This window comes from Desulfobacter sp. (assembly GCA_028768545.1).
Taxonomy (GTDB): Bacteria; Desulfobacterota; Desulfobacteria; order Desulfobacterales; family Desulfobacteraceae; genus Desulfobacter.
In genome coordinates this window covers 4,755,519-4,777,703 of sequence record CP054838.1, presented here as the reverse complement: position 1 = coordinate 4,777,703, position 22,185 = coordinate 4,755,519, and the positions used below count along the sequence as shown (strand labels likewise).

At 42.8% G+C, this 22,185-nt stretch carries 18 protein-coding genes and 4 pseudogenes; 11 read left to right on the top strand and 11 right to left on the bottom strand.

The annotated features are described in order from the left end of the window. Positions 1–262 precede the first annotated feature (262 nt). The 9 genes from HUN05_23230 (at position 263) to HUN05_23190 (ending at position 9,978) form a co-directional block, all read left to right on the top strand. Positions 263–682, top strand: coding sequence for a hypothetical protein (locus tag HUN05_23230; GenBank protein WDP87680.1), 420 nt, complete (start codon positions 263–265; stop codon positions 680–682). A 14-nt stretch (positions 683–696) separates the two neighbouring features. Then, positions 697–924 (top strand): hypothetical protein, encoded by a 228-nt coding sequence (locus HUN05_23225; protein WDP87679.1) that lies wholly within the window; start codon positions 697–699, stop codon positions 922–924. Between the two features lie 21 nt (positions 925–945). Then, on the top strand, positions 946–1,086 hold the full coding sequence (locus HUN05_23220) for a hypothetical protein (GenBank protein ID WDP87678.1): 141 nt from the start codon (positions 946–948) through the stop codon (positions 1,084–1,086). Between the two features lie 39 nt (positions 1,087–1,125). Beyond that, positions 1,126–2,340 carry an IS256 family transposase gene (locus tag HUN05_23215; protein ID WDP87677.1) on the top strand — a complete coding sequence of 405 codons (1,215 nt, stop codon included), beginning with the start codon at positions 1,126–1,128 and terminating at the stop codon, positions 2,338–2,340. A gap of 410 nt (positions 2,341–2,750) precedes the next feature. Further along, positions 2,751–4,295 carry a methyl-accepting chemotaxis protein gene (locus HUN05_23210; protein WDP87676.1) on the top strand — a complete coding sequence of 515 codons (1,545 nt, stop codon included), beginning with the start codon at positions 2,751–2,753 and terminating at the stop codon, positions 4,293–4,295. Positions 4,296–4,316: 21 nt separating this feature from the next. Then, positions 4,317–4,877: a hypothetical protein gene (locus HUN05_23205; protein WDP88205.1), complete on the top strand. Its 561-nt coding sequence runs from the start codon at positions 4,317–4,319 to the stop codon at positions 4,875–4,877. Positions 4,878–4,891: 14 nt separating this feature from the next. After that, entirely contained in the window at positions 4,892–6,658 is a 1,767-nt protein-coding gene (locus HUN05_23200; protein ID WDP87675.1) for an aminopeptidase P family protein, read from the top strand. 624 nt (positions 6,659–7,282) lie between these two features. Further along, a protein-coding gene (locus tag HUN05_23195; GenBank protein WDP88204.1) for an IS3 family transposase occupies positions 7,283–8,727 on the top strand; the annotation gives its coding sequence in 2 pieces (ribosomal slippage) (positions 7,283–7,670 and positions 7,670–8,727; 1,446 coding nt in all). 39 nt (positions 8,728–8,766) lie between these two features. Then, positions 8,767–9,978 (top strand): IS256 family transposase, encoded by a 1,212-nt coding sequence (locus tag HUN05_23190; protein WDP87674.1) that lies wholly within the window; start codon positions 8,767–8,769, stop codon positions 9,976–9,978. A gap of 357 nt (positions 9,979–10,335) precedes the next feature. Here the strand turns inward: HUN05_23190 and HUN05_23185 are convergent, their stop codons facing one another. The 8 genes and pseudogenes from HUN05_23185 to HUN05_23150 form a co-directional block, all read right to left on the bottom strand. Beyond that, positions 10,336–10,722, bottom strand: a complete 387-nt coding sequence (locus HUN05_23185; protein WDP87673.1) for an Hsp20/alpha crystallin family protein — start codon at positions 10,720–10,722, stop codon at positions 10,336–10,338. Between the two features lie 33 nt (positions 10,723–10,755). Beyond that, entirely contained in the window at positions 10,756–11,196 is a 441-nt protein-coding gene (locus HUN05_23180; GenBank protein WDP87672.1) for an Hsp20/alpha crystallin family protein, read from the bottom strand. Positions 11,197–11,455: 259 nt separating this feature from the next. Next, a complete protein-coding gene (locus HUN05_23175) occupies positions 11,456–12,019 on the bottom strand; it encodes an Hsp20/alpha crystallin family protein (GenBank protein ID WDP87671.1) in 564 nt (187 codons plus the stop codon). Between the two features lie 214 nt (positions 12,020–12,233). After that, positions 12,234–12,488, bottom strand: a pseudogene (locus HUN05_23170) (transposase). Positions 12,489–12,557: 69 nt separating this feature from the next. Beyond that, positions 12,558–13,777, bottom strand: a pseudogene (locus tag HUN05_23165) (IS256 family transposase). 28 nt (positions 13,778–13,805) lie between these two features. Further along, positions 13,806–14,123 (bottom strand): hypothetical protein, encoded by a 318-nt coding sequence (locus tag HUN05_23160; protein WDP87670.1) that lies wholly within the window; start codon positions 14,121–14,123, stop codon positions 13,806–13,808. 58 nt (positions 14,124–14,181) lie between these two features. Beyond that, the gene (locus tag HUN05_23155; GenBank protein WDP88203.1) at positions 14,182–14,916 is read right to left on the bottom strand and encodes a mechanosensitive ion channel; all 735 of its coding nucleotides are present in this window, start codon (positions 14,914–14,916) and stop codon (positions 14,182–14,184) included. Positions 14,917–16,886: 1,970 nt separating this feature from the next. Continuing rightward, positions 16,887–17,351: pseudogene (locus HUN05_23150) on the bottom strand (transposase). A 103-nt stretch (positions 17,352–17,454) separates the two neighbouring features. Between HUN05_23150 and HUN05_23145 the strand changes: the two are divergent. Continuing rightward, positions 17,455–18,165, top strand: coding sequence for an IS6 family transposase (locus HUN05_23145; protein WDP87669.1), 711 nt, complete (start codon positions 17,455–17,457; stop codon positions 18,163–18,165). A gap of 52 nt (positions 18,166–18,217) precedes the next feature. Here the strand turns inward: HUN05_23145 and HUN05_23140 are convergent. Further along, positions 18,218–18,900, bottom strand: a pseudogene (locus tag HUN05_23140) (transposase). 141 nt (positions 18,901–19,041) lie between these two features. Here HUN05_23140 and HUN05_23135 point away from each other — a divergent pair. Next, entirely contained in the window at positions 19,042–19,308 is a 267-nt protein-coding gene (locus tag HUN05_23135; GenBank protein ID WDP87668.1) for a hypothetical protein, read from the top strand. A 243-nt stretch (positions 19,309–19,551) separates the two neighbouring features. On the opposite strand, the gene HUN05_23130 is transcribed toward HUN05_23135, so the two are convergent. Continuing rightward, complete coding sequence (locus HUN05_23130; GenBank protein ID WDP87667.1) at positions 19,552–20,094, bottom strand: ISAs1 family transposase; 543 nt, start codon at positions 20,092–20,094, stop codon at positions 19,552–19,554. Positions 20,095–20,842: 748 nt separating this feature from the next. Beyond that, a complete protein-coding gene (locus HUN05_23125) occupies positions 20,843–22,171 on the bottom strand; it encodes an amino acid permease (GenBank protein ID WDP87666.1) in 1,329 nt (442 codons plus the stop codon). Positions 22,172–22,185: the final 14 nt, after the last annotated feature.

Here is a 22,185-nt window from a genome sequence, read left to right as displayed (position 1 = left end):
TTTGAAATCCAACAGAAAAATATTTTAAGTGAACTGAAAGTTTGTAATAGTTTGTTTTTAATGACTTTTTTGTATTGGCACAATAAATGCTGACAGGAGTCTGATCAGGAATAAAAAAAAAGGAGGCAAGGTGAGTAAAAACATCATGACCGTATGTGGACCCATTACACCAGCCTCAATGCAAAGACAAAAAGCTTAATCGTGAGCTGATAAACAGTTTGTGCATTTAAACCATAAAAAAACACAAATAAGGAGGTATTAAATGGGAAAGACAGAAAAGCTGATTGGGTACACCAGCCGGATCGAAGATGACATCCTGTATATGGAGTTCGGCAAACTGAATAAAGAATCCGCCCTGGAAGCGGCACAGACATTCAAATCCGCCATGGAGAAGCCGGAAGTTAAAAAAAGCTGCTTCATCGGGCGCCAAGGGTTTCAAATGCTGGGTGCCTTCGGCATTTTCGACAGGGAAGTCAAAAAGATGGACACAAGTCACCTCACAGCCAATGCAATTGTTCTTATAAGCAATGCGTTAAAAATACTTGTGCAAAAAATAATTCCCAAAGACGATCCCACCGATACCAAAATTTTTGCTCCCAAGGAAGAAGCGCTTGCCCTCAATTGGATCAATGCATGGGAGAGCAAGGAACAGGCCCAAGAGTGGTTGAAACAAAACAAATAAGGAGACGCAGCATTATGGAACCGATGAAAAGATTACCTGTTAAAGGCATTGAATGGGAAGAAATCAAAACAAGTTTGAAAGCGTTTAAAAAAAGTGACCACCCGGAGATGAAGAACCGATTATTACATGGTATTCATAAGGGAGACGAAAAGATCCACGAGGTATGCAAGAACGCTTTTAATCTCTATTTTCATGGCAATGCATTTTTAGGTTCCCATGAACAGGGCATGGCACAGATGTAAAAAGAGGTGCTGGAGATGGCCGTGGGAATTTTGAACGGCAAAGATGAGGGACGGGCAAATATGACAGTCGGCGGGACAGAGAGTATTTTCTGCGCCATGCACGCTGCCAGGGAATGGGCCAAGGAAAATCGACGAGGGCGTTCAAAATTCTGTGTCAGTTGAATGAAAGCTGATATACTCAGCTAAATAAGGAGAACTGACATGACCGAAGAAAACATCGAATTTGATTTTCAAAAAGCCCTTAAAGGCATCCAGGAAGGTAAACCCTTCACAGGTAAGGGCGGCGTCCTTACATCATTAATCAAAAATCTTGCTGAAGCTGCTCTTGAAGGAGAGTTGGAGTCCCATCTCGGGCAGGAAGTTTCTGCCAACCGCCGTAATGGAAAAAGCAAAAAGACCATTAAATCCCTGGATGGTAAATTTGAGCTGGAAACCCCGCGTGACAGGGCCGGAACCTTCTCTCCACAGATCGTCAAAAAACATCAGACAACGCTCAGCGATGAAATTGAAAGAAAGATAATAGCCCTTTACGGCCTGGGCATGAGTTATAATGATATGGCTTCCCATTTACAGGAAATCTATGGACTTGAGATTTCAAATGCCACTCTGAGCACCATTACCGATAAAATCATCCATACCGTCAAAGAATGGCAGGCCAGGCCGTTGGAAAATGTGTACCCAATCGTATGGCTTGATGCCATACATTATAAAGTACGAGAAAACGGAAAGGTCGGCAGCAAAGCCGTTTACACAATTCTTGGGGTGAATATCGAGGGCCGCAAAGAGGTTCTTGGGCTGTACATATCCGAGAATGAGGGTGCGAACTTCTGGCTGCAGGTGTTAACAGACCTTTCAAACCGAGGGGTAAAAGATATCCTGATTGCCTGTGTTGATGGTCTGAAAGGTTTTCCCGAGGCCATTGAGACCATATTCCCGGACACAGAAGTTCAACTCTGCGTAGTCCACCAGATCCGAAATTCATTGAAATACGTTGGTTCCAAAAATAAAAAGGAATTTATGGCAGATCTAAAACGTGTTTATAAAGCGGTCAATAAGGATCTGGCCGAAGAAGAACTGGATATCTTGGAAAATAAATGGAATGACAAATACCCGATTGTGATAAAATCCTGGCGGAACAACTGGGAACGCCTCAGTCATTTCTTTAAATATCCAGAAGAGATTCGACGGATAATATACACCACAAATACCATTGAGGCTGTGCATCGACAGTTTCGAAAACTGACCAAAACAAAGGGATCATTCCCGAACCAGGACAGCCTGTTAAAGCTGCTTTACATGGGGATCCAGAACGCCAGTAAAAAATGGACAATGCCGATTCAAAATTGGTCACTGACAATTTCCCAGTTGGCAATTTTCTTTGAAGGCCGGCTGGATAAAGAGCTGGGAATTTTATAGGGATTTATTTACAGATGGAAAAGATGGTTCCAGGAACTCCACTCCAGCAAAAGTCAACTCCTCCGACGTGGCTGATTGAAGGCCCATTCTCGGACCTGACTTTTACTTCCGCTGGCGCTGAGGCAGATCCGGGAACCGAAACCGTGACACAGAATTCTGAACATTCCCAAACTATAGGCACTTTACAATATTTACATGCGTGAGCCCTGAAGGAAAAAAAGGCTTTGTGCCTTAAAAATAAGGGGTTTTGCCTGTAACCGCTGTTTCAGGCAAGGCTGATTCCATATTTGTTTAAATATGGAAATGTTCCGTTTCTTGCAGGCGGATCAGGGGGGATGAAAAAGATTGAGAATCCTTATTAAAAAGTGTACGGATTTTTATTGCGCCATAAACCTTAAAAAACGGGGGCCATGAAAATGTTGGGTTTGAAATTAAAGCAGAAAATTCTGAGTGTGATGTTGCTGGTGGTTTGTATGGTCATGGTTGTTTCTTCTCTGGTGATTGCCTATGTATCCTATAACCAGAATGTGGATGCCACAAATGCAAACCTTTTGGTCGGTGCCAATAATTTAAAGTCAAAAATTTTTGAGATCCAGGATGACCTGATCCGGAAAACCGTGCAGATGGATTCTTTGTTCAAGGTGAGTGAAAATGTCAAATTTATTGGAGAGTATAAAACCGATTATGATTTGAGCATGACAGAGTCCGGGTTTGTGGATTTGGCCAATGCCTTGTTTGCCACGGCAACGGTGAACAATATCAGCACCATGGCCATTTACGATGCCGCAGGAGAGCTTCTGGTCTTTTCCGAGCAGCAGGCAGATAAAAAAAGGTTGGCCGGATATTATTATGTTAACCCTCAAAAGGCGTTTAAATATACCCGGGTAACCGATGATGCAGATTTGAAAAAAAGTCAGTGGGAAACCCAATCCAGCCTGGAGGGCCTGTTGACTCCCGTCAACCAGGCCGGGGCCACAGCCCTGTCTGCCTCGGCCAGTCTAAGGCAGATGGACGGAGGGCTGGCCTTGTCCATTTACGTGCCGGTGATGGTGGATGACTACAATAAACAAACCGATAAAATGGAACCCAAGCGGGTGGGATCGGTGCTTTTGTCCAAACAACTGGACAGCGGTTTTGTCTCTCAGATGGCCGAACTTACCGGGCTTCATGTCAATATCTTTTCAGGAGACACCCTTTCCTTTGGGGATTTGCCCGGGTATGTCAAAATTTCAGAACAAGACCTGCCCCGGACCGGGGGGCGTGACTGGAATTTAAAAGATCAGCCGGTCCTGACCGGAATCGTTGAAAATGGGGAAAATACCTATTTTCAGGGCCTGCTGCCGATATATGAAGAGACAAAACTGGCCGGGGCGTTTAGCGTTTTAACCTCCAGCAAGACAGCCATGGACAATGCCTTTCAAGTGGTCTATACCCTGGTGGTTGTTTACTTGTGCTGTATGGTTCTGATCATTCCCGTGGCCCTGTTTTTTTCAGGCTCCATGGTGAAATCCCTTCTCAATGTAACCGCCTCGCTCAAAGATGTGGCCCAGGGAGAGGGGGATTTGACCAAGCGGATTGAAATCAGGTCAAAAGATGAAATCGGAGAGCTTTCCCAATGGTTCAACCTCTTTATTGAAAAATTGCAGACAATGATTTGTGATATTTCTTCAAGTTCCCAGGCCCTGTCCCAATCTGTCCAGGTGACAAGGAAAGAGGCGGCCGATATTTCAGATAACTCGGGCAAACTGGCGGAGATTACCCATTCGGTTACCCAGTCCACAAACGAGATGAGTTCTGAGATTTCATCCATTTCACAGGTTGTGGGACAGGCCTCTGATAATTTGGATATTGTGGCATCATCCACCGAAGAGATGACCGCCACCATAAACGAAATTGCCAAGAATGCCGAAACCGCAAGGGTCATGAGCGTTGAAACCGGGGAAAAGATCGGTTAGGCAGGGGAGAAAGTCACCCAGCTGGGACTGAATGCCAGGGAAATCAATACCTTTACCGAATCCATCACCGATATTTCCGAGCAGACCAATCTATTGGCCCTCAACGCCACCATTGAGGCAGCAAGGGCAGGGGAAGCCGGAAAAGGATTTGCCGTTGTTGCCGGAGAGATCAAGGATCTTGTCACCCAGACCGCAGAGGCCACCCAGGATATTAAACTGAAAATTGAAAATATAATGAGTTCTTCTGCAATGACTGTGGAAGAGATGAAAAGTATTTCAAAAACCTTTGGCAGTATGAATGAGGTGGTCAATGATATTGCTTCTGCCATAGAAGAACAGTCTGCCACCACCAAGGAGATTGCAGACAATACCGCCACTGTGGCGGTCGGCATATCTGATGTCAACGCCAGTATCTCCCAGTTTGACAGCATGACCACCGAGATTGCAAAAGATATGGATACGGTGAATCAGGCCAGCGCAAAGATGTCTGAAAACAGTACCCGTATTAATTCTGACACCGGGGACATGGAAGAACAGACTGGGAAACTCGATAATATGATCAACCGATTTGTGATTAAATAAAGAAAGGATAAAAATTGAATACAAGTTTAACCCTTGCTGCTCTGCGAAAAAAAATGGAGGCCGAGGGGATGGCCGCCGTGATCATTCCCTCTGCTGATCCCCACCAGAGTGAATATATGGCAAGTCATTGGCAGGCCAGGCACTGGATCACGGGATTTACAGGCTCTGCAGGCACGGCCGTGGTCACCCGGGATCATGCCCTGCTTTGGACGGATTTTCGTTATTGGATCCAGGCCCGGGCCCAGATGGATGCGTTTGAACTGTTTAAGCAAGGAGATCCGGGCGTGCCTGAGTTTGACGAATGGTTGGCCCAGACCCTGTCACCCGGTGACTGCATTGCCCTGGACGGGCAGATGGTTTCAGCCGCCCAGGCCAGAAAGCTCAAGGCAAGGTTTGAGGAAAAAGATATGGGTCTGGATACGACTCTGGATATGATTTCTCCTCTGTGGACAGACCGTCCGCCCATGCCGTCTACCCGGGCCTTTGTTCTTGATTCCGCCTATGCCGGTCAATCCAGAAAAGAAAAACTGGAGCTGATTATAGAAAACATAACAGACCACGGGGCCAATGTTCATTTGATGACGGCCTTAGATGATATTGCCTGGACCTTTAACCTGAGGGGGGCGGATGTCCATACCAATCCGGTGAACCTGGCCTTTGCCCTGATCGCAGAGGGCCGGGTCCAGCTTTTTATCAACCCGGCCAAGCTGGATTCAGAGAGCCTTAACGCCCTTAAATCGGATAACATCCTTGTATCACCCTATGAATCCATTGGTCAGAGCCTTACAGATCTGGACAAGGCAGACAGGGTGCTGCTCAATCCGGAAACGGTGAACGACTCCCTTTTTAGCGCAATCAACCCTCTGTGCAAAATCATTGAAAAACCCAATCCTGCCACAGGGCTCAAATGCATCAAAAACAGGGTGGAAATCGGTCATATCAGGGATACGGCAGTCAAGGACGGCAGGGCTGTGGTTAATTTTCTGCACTGGCTGGAGAATACCGATGAGGTGGTCACTGAAATTTCAGGGGCCCAAAAATTGTTGGGGTTTCGAAAAGAACAGGAAGATTTTGTCAATGTCTCCTTTGATTCCATCATGGCGTTTAAAGATCATTCAGCCATGTGTCATTATTCAGCCACCCCCAAGACAGATTCACGGCTGACCAAGGATGCCATGTTTTTAAGTGATTCCGGGGGCAATTATCTCACCGGCACCACCGACATCACAAGAACCCTGCACCTGGGCCAGGCCAAACCCCAGGAAATTCAGGATTATACCCTGGTCCTGAAGGGGCATATTGCCGTGGCCACCAGCCGGTTTCCCTCGGGCACCAGGGGGTATCAGATTGATACCCTGGCCCGGCAGTTTCTCTGGGCGCAGGGCATGGATTTCGGCCATGGCACAGGACATGGGGTCGGCTTTTTCCTCTGTGTCCATGAGGGCCCTGCCCGGATCAGCCCCCATCCCGTGGATGAGGCCTTAAAGCCGGGCATGCTGTTGACCAATGAACCCGGCCTTTACAGGGAAGGGGAGTATGGTATCCGCCTTGAAAATATGGTTCTGGTGGCTGAGGATGAAAAAAATCAGTTTGGCCGGTTTTTAAGGTTTGAAAATCTGACCCTCTGTCATTTTGAACGGGATTTGATGGACAAGGATCTGCTGACCGATGCTGAAATTTGCTGGGTTAATGCCTACCACCAGAGGGTGTATGAAAAACTTTCTCCACAACTGACGCCTGAGGTCAATGAATGGCTTCGGGAAAAGACCTGCGCCCTTTAATGCCTTTTCAAGGCGTTCTGTGCAATCACCCGGCTGGCAAAGGGGCAAAGGCCGTTTGCTAAATTCCATCCAATCGTCGTGATTGGATGGAAAGCGGGCGGGGTGCTTCCTTTGCCGTCCATGGCAGTCAGCACCCCTCACACCGCTCCGGCCTTTTGCCCCTTCACCGGCCTGGATACCCAGGTTTGCTTAAGGGGTTTGGTTCTGTTTACAGAGCTGTTCTGACAGAAGGTGAACCGACCCCCATGTTTCTTGGGGCGGTTGTTAATCTGCAATTTTGTTGATTCTGAGTATCAACTTTATCCGGTATATTCTTTCCTTTTCAACAGGAAGGAGCCGCCCCTATATATTGTGGTCGAGGAAGTTTAAGAAAAAGCCCTCAATCATAGACATATGTGTCACCTGATTTGATTCCAAAAATTTACTAATTTTCAACCCATTTTTGTGACATTTCCAACTACAAAAGGCGTACATTGAAGCCCTATACCCTCTGTGACAATATAAGTGAGACACTTACCCCTTGATAAATTAGTGTAGGGCGGGTAAGGCAATACTTATATGAAACCGATAAAAATGAACCCACTACCAGAGTCCGAAAAACAGGCAGCCCCCAAGGAGGCACCAATGGAAGGAGCCCATAGGGCGACTGGAATTGGTGCCTCCTTGGGGGGACAGGATTCAATCCCTGATCCTGAAGTTCCTGAGAAAAAGCCCCGGCGTAATTTCACTGCTTCTTATAAACTGCGTATTCTCCAAGAGGTTGAAAACTGCAATGAATCCGGAGGAATAGGTAGGATACTTCGAAGAGAGGGCCTCTATTCTTCAAATTTAGCCGATTGGCGCAAAGCCCGGAATAAAGGACTTCTCAACGCCATGGCACCTCGAAAGCGAGGGAGGAAATCCAAAGAGAAGAACCCATTGGCAACAGAGGTCGCCAGACTTCAAAAAGAAAAATCTAAATTAGAGCATAAGTTAAAACAGGCGGAACTCATCATTGAAGCCCAAAAAAAAATTTCTCAGATCCTGGGAATCCAACAAAATCTGGACGACCTCAAAGGAGACGACTGATGAATGCCGCCCTAACGTTAAGTCACGATCTTGGGAAAAAGCCTTCATGTGAGGCTTTCGGTGTCCCTCGCTCATCTTTTTATAGGTTTTATTCTCCGAAAAAACAGGTGAAATCAAAGCGGGGCAGCTCTCCTCTTTCTTTGAATCCTGATGAACAACAAACGGTTTTGGATATTCTTCACTCGGACACGTATCGAGACCAGGCCCCATACCAGGTCTATGCCTCTCTTCTTGATAAAGGAAAATACTATTGCTCCATCAGAACGATGTATCGGCTTCTTCACAAAGAACATGGTTCTGTGCCGGAACGAAGACGGCAGGTAAATCGCCCGAAATATAAAAAACCTGAATTGCTGGCAACCGGACCGAATCAGGTCTGGTCCTGGGATATTACCAAGTTGAAAAGCGTCACAAAATGGACTTATTTCTATCTGTATGTAATCATGGATATTTTCAGCAGGTATGTTGTCGGCTGGATGGTCGCCCATAGGGAACAAACAGCATTGGCCAAAAGGCTTATTGAGAAGTCCTGTGAAAACCAAAATATATTACCCGGTCAGCTTGGACTTCATGCAGATCGGGGAGCCAGTATGAAATCCAAAGGGGTTGCCCAGCTTCTTGTCGATTTAGGGGTAACCAAAACCCACAGCAGACCGCACGTCAGCAATGATAACCCTTACTCTGAAGCTCAATTTAAAACATTGAAATATTGTCCAAAATTTCCAAATCATTTTGGTTCGATTGAGGATGCAAGAACCTTTTGCCAGGATTTTTTTAGATATTACAACAAAGAGCATTACCATTCTGGTATTGGCCTGGTAACCCCGGAACAGTTTCATTATGGCATTGCTAAAGAGATTTATGGGTCTCGCTGTAGAACTTTGAAAGAGGCGTTTATTAAAAACCCAATACGCTTTAAGGGGAAAATCCCTCGGCCACCAGCTTTACCAGAAGCAGCCTGGATCAACAAACGAGGGCGTTCAAAATTCTGTGTCAGTTGAATGAAAGCTGATATACTCAGCTAAATAAGGAGAACTGACATGACCGAAGAAAACACCGAATTTGATTTTCAAAAAGCCCTTAAAGGCATCCAGGAAGGTAAACCCTTCACAGGTAAGGGCGGCGTCCTTACATCATTAATCAAAAATCTTGCTGAAGCTGCTCTTGAAGGAGAGTTGGAGTCCCATCTCGGGCAGGAAGTTTCTGCCAACCGCCGTAATGGAAAAAGCAAAAAGACCATTAAATCCCTGGATGGTAAATTTGAGCTGGAAACCCCGCGTGACAGGGCCGGAACCTTCTCTCCACAGATCGTCAAAAAACATCAGACAACGCTCAGCGATGAAATTGAAAGAAAGATAATAGCCCTTTACGGCCTGGGCATGAGTTATAATGATATGGCTTCCCATTTACAGGAAATCTATGGACTTGAGATTTCAAATGCCACTCTGAGCACCATTACCGATAAAATCATCCATACCGTCAAAGAATGGCAGGCCAGGCCGTTGGAAAATGTGTACCCAATCGTATGGCTTGATGCCATACATTATAAAGTACGAGAAAACGGAAAGGTCGGCAGCAAAGCCGTTTACACAATTCTTGGGGTGAATATCGAGGGCCGCAAAGAGGTTCTTGGGCTGTACATATCCGAGAATGAGGGTGCGAACTTCTGGCTGCAGGTGTTAACAGACCTTTCAAACCGAGGGGTAAAAGATATCCTGATTGCCTGTGTTGATGGTCTAAAAGGTTTTCCCGAGGCCATTGAGACCATATTCCCGGACACAGAAGTTCAACTCTGCGTAGTCCACCAGATCCGAAATTCATTGAAATACGTTGGTTCCAAAAATAAAAAGGAATTTATGGCAGATCTAAAACGTGTTTATAAAGCGGTCAATAAGGATCTGGCCGAAGAAGAACTGGATATCTTGGAAAATAAATGGAATGACAAATACCCGATTGTGATAAAATCCTGGCGGAACAACTGGGAACGCCTCAGTCATTTCTTTAAATATCCAGAAGAGATTCGACGGATAATATACACCACAAATACCATTGAGGCTGTGCATCGACAGTTTCGAAAACTGACCAAAACAGAGGGATCATTCCCGAACCAGGACAGCCTGTTAAAGCTGCTTTACACGGGGATCCAGAACGCCAGTAAAAAATGGACAATGCCGATTCAAAATTGGTCACTGACAATTTCCCAGTTGGCAATTTTCTTTGAAGGCCGGCTGGATAAAGAGCTGGGAATTTGATAGGGATTTATTTACAGATGGAAAAGATGGTTCCAGGAACTCCACTCCAGCAAAAATCAACTCCTCCGACGTGGCTGATTGAAGGCCCATTCTCGGACTTGACTTTTACTTCCGCTGGCGCTGAGGCAGATCCGGGAACCGAAACCGTGACACAGAATTCTGAACATTCCCGTCAACAGCGTCAATTTCAACATGATATTCATTTGCGATCTCAGTGTTAAAATTTTCATTGTTATCAACCTTTTGTTCATTTATATGTTTAAGGATGGAAAGCCACCCGGATAAAGCTTCCCATCCTCGGGTTGATGTTACAGTTTCTAAGGAGAGATACGATTCTCCGGGTAAGTTTGATATATTTTATGCTGTTTTAATCTCTATCTGTCGGGGCTTGGCCGCTTCAGATTTAGGCAGGTGCAGTCTTAACACACCATCTTTCAACTCAGCCTCAACTTTTTCAACATCAATGGTCTGGGGAACTGAGAAGCTTCTGACATATTCTACATTTGAGAACTCTTCATATGTTGCAGAACCTTCAGTCTTAAGCGTTCTGACACCTGATATTGATAATGTGCCGTTATCAATATCAACTGAAATATCTTCTTTGACCACTCCAGGCATGTCAGCGTGGAGGAGGATTTCATCCTCATTTTCATAAATGTCTACCGCTGGGGTTGCTTCATACATTTCACGTGTTTTCTCGACATTTTTTTCTTCTTGTTTTGCAATTTCTTGTTTCTTATCCATGTTAACCTCCTTTTCAGGAATTTATCTTGAAGTTTAACTGATACTTATTTTCTTGGGTTTTGCTGCCTCATGCTTGGGAAGTGTAAGGTAAAGCACCCCGTTTTTAAGCGTGGCTTCAACTTTTGTTGAGTCAACATCTGCAGGCAGGGTAAAACTTCTGGAAAAAGATCCGGTCCCTCTTTCAGTTTTATGGGTTTTATACCCCTCAGGCGCATCTGATCCCCTTTCACCGCTGATTTCAAGATAGTTCCCCTGGATCTTTACATTCAAGTCATCCTTTTCAAGCCCGGGAACTTCGGCTCTGATTTCAAAATTGTCACCGTGTTCATACAGATTTGTCCTGGGAGCGGCTGATTCTAATTCCCATCTATAACCAGATGGTCTTTCGTAGTCCCCGTAAAGATTGTCCAACTTCCTTTGAAGAAGATTCATGGTCCCGAACAATCTGTCGATATCACTAATTCTTGTAAACATAATTCTTCCTCCTTACAATGGGTTGTTTTAAGTTGTTGCGGGAACCGTTTGGGATATTAGAATCGACATTCTCATGAAAGTTTCAAGGTGTCTTCTATCCTATCTGCAAGACCTTTGCTCCCACAAAATCATGTATTTTTGCCTAATTTAATTCCGATTTTTTTCATGTCAATAGGGGCTTATTATTTTCTTATGAAAATTTTATTCCGGTAATAGCCGCAACCATCTAAAACTACTTTTTATGCTAAATATCAACATGTTAAACACGTTTAATTTCGATCTGTTTCACCTTGTTCTCCGGAATAGCCACCCTTGGAATAGTGATATTCAGTACGCCGTTTTTAAAATCAGCTTTGATATTTTCTCTATTGACATCTTCCGGTAATGATAAGGTACGCTGAAAGGACCCGTAAGACCTTTCAAGCCGGTAAAAATTTTTGCTTTTTTCTTCTTTTTGTTGTTTCTTTTCTCCTCGGATAATCAAGGAATCATGAACAAGTTCGATGCTTACATCTTTTTTGCTTACACCCGGAATTTCAATGGAAACTATATATTCTTTTTCCGTCGAACCAAGATCAAGACTGGGTTTCAGCAAATCGCCGCTTATCCCTTCACGCATGGATGAACGGGATCTGAAAGGTGACAAAGCAAATCCGTTGAAAAAATCATCAAAAAGCCGGTCCATTTCATTGTGCAGACCTCCGAATGATTCAGGGGAATATCTGTTACTGGATTTGTTGCTGTATTTTACTGGAACGGTATGTCTACTTTGCTCGTTTTCTTTTTTAAACCAGTTCCATGGCGCCAATTTTTTGATATCCATTTTTCATCTCCTTTATTTTAAAGCTTAAGTTTTCGCTTAGGACGGGAATGTTCAGAATTCTGTGTCACGGTTTCGGTTCCCGGATCTGCCTCAGCGCCAGCGGAAGTAAAAGTCAGGTCCGAGAATGGGCCTTCAATCAGCCACGTCGGAGGAGTTGACTTTTGCTGGAGCGGAGTTCCTGGAACCATCTTTTCCATCTGTAAATAAATCCCTATCAAATTCCCAGCTCTTTATCCAGCCGGCCTTCAAAGAAAATTGCCAACTGGGAAATTGTCAGTGACCAATTTTGAATCGGCATTGTCCATTTTTTACTGGCGTTCTGGATCCCCATGTAAAGCAGTTTTAACAGGCTGTCCTGGTTCGGGAATGATCCCTTTGTTTTGGTCAGTTTTCGAAACTGTCGATGCACAGCCTCAATGGTATTTGTGGTGTATATTATCCGTCGAATCTCTTCTGGATATTTAAAGAAGCGGTCAGGACGACCGCTTAAGATTTAACGGAATCCCCCTCACCTATTCCAGCCGGGTAAGGATGAATCTTAATAAAAGTTACATGCGATGACCCTGTCCAGCCGGCCTTCAAAGAAAATTGCCAACTGGGAAATTGTCAGTGACCAATTTTGAATCGGCATTGTCCATTTTTTACTGGCGTTCTGGATCCCCATGTAAAGCAGCTTTAACAGGCTGTCCTGGTTCGGGAATATCCCTTTGTTTTGGTCAGTTTTCGAAACTGTCGATGCACAGCCTCAATGGTATTTGTGGTGTATATTATCCGTCGAATCTCTTCTGGATATTTAAAGAAATGACTGAGGCGTTCCCAGTTGTTCCGCCAGGATTTTATCACAATCGGGTATTTGTCATTCCATTTATTTTCCAAGATATCCAGTTCTTCTTCGGCCAGATCCTTATTGACCGCTTTATAAACACGTTTTAGATCTGCCATAAATTCCTTTTTATTTTTGGAACCAACGTATTTCAATGAATTTCGGATCTGGTGGACTACGCAGAGTTGAACTTCTGTGTCCGGGAATATGGTCTCAATGGCCTCGGGAAAACCTTTTAGACCATCAACACAGGCAATCAGGATATCTTTTACCCCTCGGTTTGAAAGGTCTGTTAACACCTGCAGCCAGAAGTTCGCACCCTCATTCTCGGATATGTACAGCCCAAGAACCTCTTTGCGGCCCTCGATATTCACCCCAAGAATTGTGTAAACGGCTTTGCTGCCGACCTTTCCGTTTTCTCGTACTTTATAATGTATGGCATCAAGCCATATGATTGGGTACACATTTTCCAACGGCCTGGCCTGCCATTCTTTGACGGTATGGATGATTTTATCGGTAATGGTGCTCAGAGTGGCATTTGAAATCTCAAGTCCATAGATTTCCTGTAAATGGGAAGCCATATCATTATAACTCATGCCCAGGCCGTAAAGGGCTATTATCTTTCTTTCAATTTCATCGCTGAGCGTTGTCTGATGTTTTTTGACGATCTGTGGAGAGAAGGTTCCGGCCCTGTCACGCGGGGTTTCCAGCTCAAATTTACCATCCAGGGATTTAATGGTCTTTTTGCTTTTTCCATTACGGCGGTTGGCAGAAACTTCCTGCCCGAGATGGGACTCCAACTCTCCTTCAAGAGCAGCTTCAGCAAGATTTTTGATTAATGATGTAAGGACGCCGCCCTTACCTGTGAAGGGTTTACCTTCCTGGATGCCTTTAAGGGCTTTTTGAAAATCAAATTCGGTGTTTTCTTCGGTCATGTCAGTTCTCCTTATTTAGCTGAGTATATCAGCTTTCATTCAACTGACACAGAATTTTGAACGCCCTCGAGCCAGGAGCAAGAAACATCAAAATTGATGTCAATAGCTGCGGTTCTATTAAGGAAAGCGTTTTAGAGAGCACTTCATCACTCATCTTTTCAATCAAGCTGGCCGCATAGGTGACCTGTAAATTCCTTATTATCTTTGCCGATGTTGCCGGGTTAAGTTCTTCAAACACCTCGATAGCTTCATCTTCTTTAAGGCTTTCAATTATGTTTGATGCAGATACAGCATCGTGTTCGATAAACTTTTCAATCAAAATTATGTATGAATTTGACTCACCCATTTTGGGCTCCTTCCCACTTTAACTTTGTTATAATAAATCTATTTAAATTTTATTGATTTCATTCTTCATTCTCTACTATTGAGCCTTCAGAGTTACTAATTTCGCTGGCATCTTTTTTTGATAATCCTTCAATTGAACGAATGTGAATATCTCTTTGTGGAAAAGAAATTTCAATTTTGCGTTCTTTAAACAGTTTATCAATTTTAAATCTAATATCTGTTTCCACTATGAGCATATGGTCTATATCTGTCCAAACACGCAGCTGAAAGATTAACGCACTATCACCAAAGTCCCTGAAAACCACGTCCGGTTTTGGATTACGTAATACTTTTTTTGTATTTTTAGAAATTTCGAGAAGCGTCTCCCTTACAAGCTCTATGTCAGAACCATATGCAACACCTACACTTATATTACGGCGTATCCGTTTATCCTTGAAACTCCAATTTGTCACTTGATTACTTATCAGATCTGCATTCGGAATAATCAACGACGCATTATCATATGTCTGGACAACAGTGGATCTAACATTTATTTTTTTTACCTCAGCCCAGATACCATTCATCTCTATACTGTCGCCAACTTGAATGGGTCTTTCGAAAAGAAGGATGATCCCTGAAATAAAATTGTTAAAAATATTCCCAAGTCCAAAGCCAAGCCCTATGCCCAGGGCTCCAAAAGCGACAGCAAGAGAGGCTGTATTCAGACCAAACACGTGCAATGATACCAGAATACCAAATAACCAGATAACATAAATTGTAATCGTTGTAATGGAATCCTGTAGTCCAATTGTCATGCCACTACGGCTCAGGAATTTGGCTTGAAAAACCCATTTCCACATTCGGGTTATTGCATAGGTAATTAAAATAACCAAAACAGAAGAAATGAATCCCAAAAGACTGAAATTCATATTACCGATCTGAAATGGGTGCGCCAAGAGATTATAAAATTTTCCTAATACGTTTTGTTGATTTCCCCAGAGCAACAAAATAACCACTATCAAAGAAATTAACCAAACAAATTGCCCTGCTCGAATCATTAACCATTGAACGGGATAATCGTCATATAGGAATTCATTTCTTTCAATATCACTTTTTGTCTTATAGTATTGATCCCATTCTTTAATAAGATTGAAAAAAAGAACCCACCAAAGAATGATCAATATAGTTATCGCCCAAGAAGAAAGCCAATGCACTGATAAAGATCCATATCCAATCATATCAAAGATAATGGCTGCACCACTTATTGTTATCAGCAAGTATTTACTTCCTAAGCCAATTAAAAAATGGCTTTTATCCCCAGTTTCTCTCTCTTTTGGGAAATCTTTAAGTTTAAGAGTCTTCCACTTTAATATAGTCCAAATCAAAACAAATATAGCACCTACTATACGAAAAATGACAAGAAGGTTGGAGTCTGATCCGAGACTGAAATGTATAGGAGCATAAGTAAGGATAAAGATTGATAAGATCCGACTCAACTTTACATATGAATTAGCATTTTCTATTCCCATGCTATCGGCAACAAAACCACCGAATGCCTGCTTTATCCAGCTGATGGCAAGAAAAGTAATAATGAGAAGCGTGACCATCTGAAGTGTTGGTGCCACAAAATACATGATGTTCAATCGACTGAAAATAAATACAGTCAGCGCAATACCACCAGGTATAATGGATTGGGTTAATAGACTTGCAGTTAATTTATGCCAATCTCCTAACCGTTTTACATAATCAAGATTTTGAACATTGGATAAGGATATCTTTGTTCTTAGCAGTGCAAACAGGGCTCCTATCAAAATTAGTAGAAACGAGATCGACATAAATCCAGCACTTTGCCACAACTTTTGGCCCCATTTTGTCCAGAATACAGGAGTCGTGACCATTTTAATTTTTCCGATTAAATTAATAATATCCTCTTGAAAAACTTTAAAAACGTCAAATCGGAAACCTTCCTTTTTTCTTTCAAATAGATTTTTTGTCTTCCGCTGTTCTATGGCTGAGGTGTACTGGGCCTCTAAAGTTGAGAATGCTTGCTGTATCTCCGATAAATTTTTTAGCCTTTTCTGATAAATGTCATCCAGCTTTGAAATATAAGTTGCCTTTAGATTTAGAACTTTTGCCAACTGTCTTGCTGTTTTTTCAAACTCAATAGCAGTCGTATCTTTGTTTTGTCCTATGAGTTTCGATAGTTCTGAAATTTGTTTATCAACAAGTTGCTTTTGCTGCTCAAGATTTTTCTTTTCAAGCGTTAACGTCTCACTTGCAGGGGAAACTTCACCCATCATTTTTTGGACTTCTAATAAAGAGGATTTAATTTCAGATCGAGTTTTTTGAAGAGTAGAAATGTCCACTCCGGTTGACAATTGGAGCTGATAACCATTTATTGCAGCAGCAAGATAAATTTTTTCACGTTCCCCTCTTTCAATGCGATCCTTATAACTGATGATATTTTTTTCTTCAGCTTTTAATGACTCTTTTAAAGTTATGCCCAAATCATTCACAATTCCGTGACCATTGACATCATTTACTTGAGCATTGGCATCTGGTAAAATATTAAACGTAAAAAACATTATTAAAAAGATAGAAAGTAAACGTTTTAGCTTTTGCAACATATTAAAATTCCAATGGATAGATTCTGCAAACGGGCATTAATTATTACTTACTTGAAAACTTCGGCCCTCATAATAAATAACTATATGACTTTTTACAAGAAACGCATATAATATTCATTAATTGTAAACAACATCTATTTGGTGTCAGTGATGTCCGGTTAGGTTTTTGCTTGCTCAATAATTTTTTGATCTTTGACAATATTGTCCCTGTTTGAACTATGAGAGCCCTGCTCCTCGCAGCCAAACAGGTCATTTAGAATGGCGGTTCGCAGCTGCCGAACTCTTTTGATCGTGACCTTTTCATTAAACTGTTTTTGGCAATGGATTGCCAGTAACAGGTAAGTGATAAGGCCGCCAAGAATCTGAACCATAAGGCCGTATTCACTGCGGGCAATGAGATGATATACCTTCAGATGTTCTTTCCACCATTTGAAAAAATCCTCAATGGTCCACCGGAGTTTATAAATTGTTGCTATTTGTTCCGCTGTTAAATCATGCCTGTCAGTTGCCACATAGTATTTGACGCCAGCAATTTTATAGCCAACAACCCGAACAGGCCTTTTCGTCTGGTTTTGATTCGGAGTACCAAGTTTAACCAGTGCATCATAAAAAATGTAGCTGTCGGAAGGGGTCTCGTGGTTATCAATAATTGTGGTTCTGTTGCAAAAAATTATTAATGTCTGATACAAGTCCATTTTGGCACTAATTTATTTGCAGAGAGATAGTATGAAAAATGAAAACCCTTTCAAGTGGCGTCATTATGAAAAAGAAATCATCCTGTTGAATGTTCGCTGGTATCTGAGATATCAACTGAGTTACAGGAATCTGGAAGAGATGATGCAAGAACGGGGCTTGTCTGTGGATCACAGTACCATTTACCGATGGGTTCAGCGCTATGCTCCTGAAATGGAAAAGCGAAGCAGGAAGTATCTGCGGCAATCAAATGATTCTTACCGTATTGATGAAACATATATCAAGGTGCGGGGGAAAATGAAGTATCTTTACCGAGCGGTCGATTCCCGTGGAAATACCATCGATTTTCTTCTTCGCAGCAGACGTAATATGGAATCTGCCAAACGATTTTTTAAAAAGATGCTGCGAGCTTCCAATAGCTCCAGACCTCGGGTTCTGAGTGTTGACGGAAATCCTGCATATCCTCCGGCAGTAAAGGCTTTGAAAGAAAAAAAGCTTCTGAATAAGGACTGTATCCTAAGACAGAATAAATATCTGAACAATATTATTGAGCAAGACCACCGGTTTATCAAAAAGCTTGTCAGAGCTGGTATGGGGTTCAAGACATTTCATTCTGCCTGGCGGACGCTAAAAGGCTATGAAATTATGAACATGATCAGAAAAGGACAAGTTAAAAATATCAGGAAGGGAGAAATTTTAAAGCAGAAAGAATTCGTCGAAAATCTGTTTTCTTATGCTGCGTAAATTTTACGCCTGAACGATCTCTTTGTCCTGGAAATATTTTTTGCAACAGAACCATAATTGTTCTTGTTGTCCTGGTTTTTATACGGCAGACAAAATGTTTGCCTTGCTCCTGAAGCAGGTCAAATTCTTTATGGGATTGATATCCACGATCCATAACACCTGTTTGCCCCTTGGAAAGTATTTTGGGAACAAAAGTGCGTTCAGCGCCGTTGCCTTCAGTCAAAAAGATTTTGTTTGGGATTCCGTGATTAATGTCAAATCCGCAATGTACTTTGGCTTTTTTACTTCCTTTCTGTAGTTCGCCCAGTGCATTGAAAGGACTGCATTTATGAGACTACCGTCAATGGAAACCAACTCTCCTAACTCGGCGTGTTCACCCGGATGACACTCAAGAGCCTGTTTATAAAGATCCTCAAAGATAAATTGCAGTTGTTCGAGTCCCCTGTGATTGATGGCTTCACAGAAACTACTACGGCTGATACCACCGTCTGGCGCAATATTTTCTTTAGCAAAAACATTCTCCTTGAGATCCTGAATTAAATGTCGGGCAGACTTGTGCTCCTGAAGATGGAAATAAACCAAAGCATTTATCTGGTCTTCGAATGTCATTTTTAAAGGGCGGTCTCCTCGAGATTGTAATTCCGGTGCTTTTGAAAGTGACTTTATCAGAGGGCACCTGAAATTGTCAAAGTTCAGGGACCGTAGTTGTTTTTTAGGGACTGAGATGTGCGTCATTTGAGTTCCTTGAGTTAAATTTTCAAGGCGCACAAAAATTTTTACGCACATTTGTCAACACAAAACAGACTGTTTTTTCAATGATTTTAGATGCTTTTTATATGCAACAACCTAACCGGACACTACTGATTTGGTGTCAGAATGCAAAACGAATTTAAAAAAATTCTCAACGGAATGAATGTTCGGGAGGATAGGATAAGAGCGGAAGAAAAAGCGATCGAATTATATAAAAAAGGTAACGATTCTCTATTTTATGTAATCGACCTTGGCCAGCAGCTTAAAACAAAAAGCTTAGATCCTAAAACTAAAACTCTGCTGAGATCTGTAATTTTTACAATCTCCATTTTTTATGAGAACAACAAAACTATTCTTGGAAAATCTTCCAGATATAATGAATTTATTAATTGATTTGTCTTTTCTCGGTTTTAAGTCGGCCCATAACCTCCTTTTTGATATGAATTTTTTCGAATTTGATATTTATCGAAAAAAGTTATTCGATCTTCCGCAAGTTGAAAGGCATAAACACGATAAAGAGATCTCAACCCATGAAGCTTTTGAAGAAATTCGGATAAGCAAAAATTACTTGGGTTTAAAAGGTTTTAAGAAAGACCATTTCGCATTAGGCCATGATAATAAACACATATACGAAATTTATAGAATCGGGAAAAAACTATTTTCATTAAGAACACATCGGAAAAAGACATAAATTAAAGTATCTGCGTATCTGAACGCCCTTGTAATTTCATTTGATTTTTCTTCGGTTTTTAATTGCCCTAAAACCATTTTATTAGACGAAGCCCACGCACTGATCATATGAATGGCTTTCTTATCATTGGAGGTATCGTGTGAACGCCTTAGAGTTTTGCCGTCGATTGCAATGACTTGACCTTTGGTCATCTTTGCAACCGACTGAACCCAGTGCATAAAACTGCTCTGAAATTCATTCGGGTTCATCCTTTCAAAAATTCTGCCAAAGGTGTCATGGGAGGGTATCCCATGGGGAAGGCTTAGAAATTTTGACAACCACCTTTTTCTCTTTTTGCCAAAGTTTTCAATTTGCTCATAAGTGTCTGCGCCAGCAACTACCGCACAAATTGCGATGATGACGACATCAATTAAATTATGAAGCTTATTGTGGTGTCTGGGGTCCTGAATATTGTCAAAAAAAGTTTCAAGAGATTTTTTTTCGTTCATTGGCAACTCCTTGTGTTTATTGCCATATATATCGTATCTGTGCAGCGATGTCTAGGAAAATTTTGTTCGATGCTCATATACTATAGCAAGCCAGGAGAGCCAGGCTGGGATAGGGTGAAGGGGGTGGAGTGGCGTAAATGAGCGGCCCGCCAGGACGGCATAGGTCCGATCATTTCCGCTTCTTAAGCGGTCAGGACGACCGCTTAAGATTTAACGGAATCCCCCTCACCTATTCCAGCCGGGTAAGGACGAATCTTAATAAAAGTTACATGCGATGACCCTGCCTGTTAAATGTTTCCCAAAATAATGCAAAGAAAACAATATACATAAATTTTTGATTTTTGGTTCTGGCCAAAAAAATTAGGAGAACGCTATTAGCTGCTGTGTGCTTTGGGTGGGTGACGTGACGCTATTTTGATATGATCAACAGGATTTTTTCAGACAATGATAAGATAACTTACGCTGAATTTTTAACCCGCCGCTACAAAGCCTGATCTTCAGGTGATGCATCGTCTGGGTTTATTTAAATCGGGTGTAACCGCAATGTGGTCCACCTGCTGTCTGTCAAAAACAAGGAGTGACATTAAATACCAACCTGTCTTCCCTTTGTTTATCCTTAGATCTGATATTTTTCTGTGAAAATGTCTGGGGTAATGTAATTTTACAAGGTTGTTTGATTCGAAGAACAAGGGATCTCAGAAGTCTGAATCTGAAATCCCTTGTTTTAAAGGTTGATTGGGTTGGATGTTTAGATGGTGTTTTTGTTTTTTTTCAACATAAACCCTGCGGCCAGAATGATGAATACCAAAATCACAAAGGGGATGATCATGTCTTTTTGAATTGCCCCCCAGATGATGTACAAGGAGCCGGTTGCGGCAAGGCCGGGGGCAATAAATCTGGCTAATACCCCTTCATTCTTAAAGGATTTCATCACCCACACGTACAAGGCAAGATAGATCATGTACAAAAATGCAATGGGCAGTTCTGAGATGTCCATGAATCCGCCCCACCAGTCGTTGAAATTGCCGTACCATACGAGCATCCAGCCCAGTGAGAGAACGTATCCCACAAGGGCGGAATTAACAGTGCTGTTTGTTTTGGCATTGGTTTTATTAAACAGGGCGTAGGCCGGTCCCATTTTTCGGGCGGCAATTGAATACATGCCCCGGACAGAGCCCATGGTCAGTCCGTTCAAGGTGCCCAGGCAGGAAATCACAACAAAGAGGGTCAAAATCGTACTGCCCAGCCGTCCAAAGATGATGGACAATACCTCAACCGGGGCATTGTCGCCGGCGGCCAGGACCTGATCGTTGGTGAGCACCCCTGAAATGCCGAGGTAGTAGAGCATATAGACCAGAACAACAATAAAAGCCCCCATGACAAGGGCCTTGGGTAGGGTCTTTTTTGCATCCCGAAGCTCTGCATTGATGGAGGTGGCAATCACCCAGCCTTCGTAGGCAAATACCGTGGACAAGGTGGCCACGGCAAGGCCTCCGCCCGTATCTGCCACTTGGCGTGCGGCTGTGGTGAAATTTTCCATGGTCAGTCCTGTGGAAAGCCCTGAAAAAAGTCCGACAACCGCCACCATGGCCAGGGGAATCAGTTTTATAAGTGTGGTTGATACCTGCCATTTTCCGGCCAGTACAGGGGAGAGGATATTGAGCAGGAAAAACAGGGTCAGATAGATCACGGCAATGACCCAAATGCCCGATTGTGCACCTGTTAAGGCCAGGGTGTAGTTGGCTGAGACCCATGCCAGCACAGCACATAGGGTGGGATAGTATACAAAGGTCAAGAACCAGGCAACCATGTACCCCCCGTTTTTGCCGTAGGCTTCTTCAAAATAATCGACCACCCCGTTTACCCGTTCTATTTTGGTGGCAATTTTTGCAAATACATAAGAGGTGATAATCATGATGGCACCGCCAATGAGCCATGCCAGCAAGGCAATGGGGAGATTTCCGCCCGAAGCGGTCAGTACGTCATCTGCCTTGAAAAAGACGCCTGAACCGATGACAATGCCCACAACCATGGCCGTGGCTGTCCAGAATCCATATTTTTTTTTTAATGTGTCCATTTATATGCTCCATA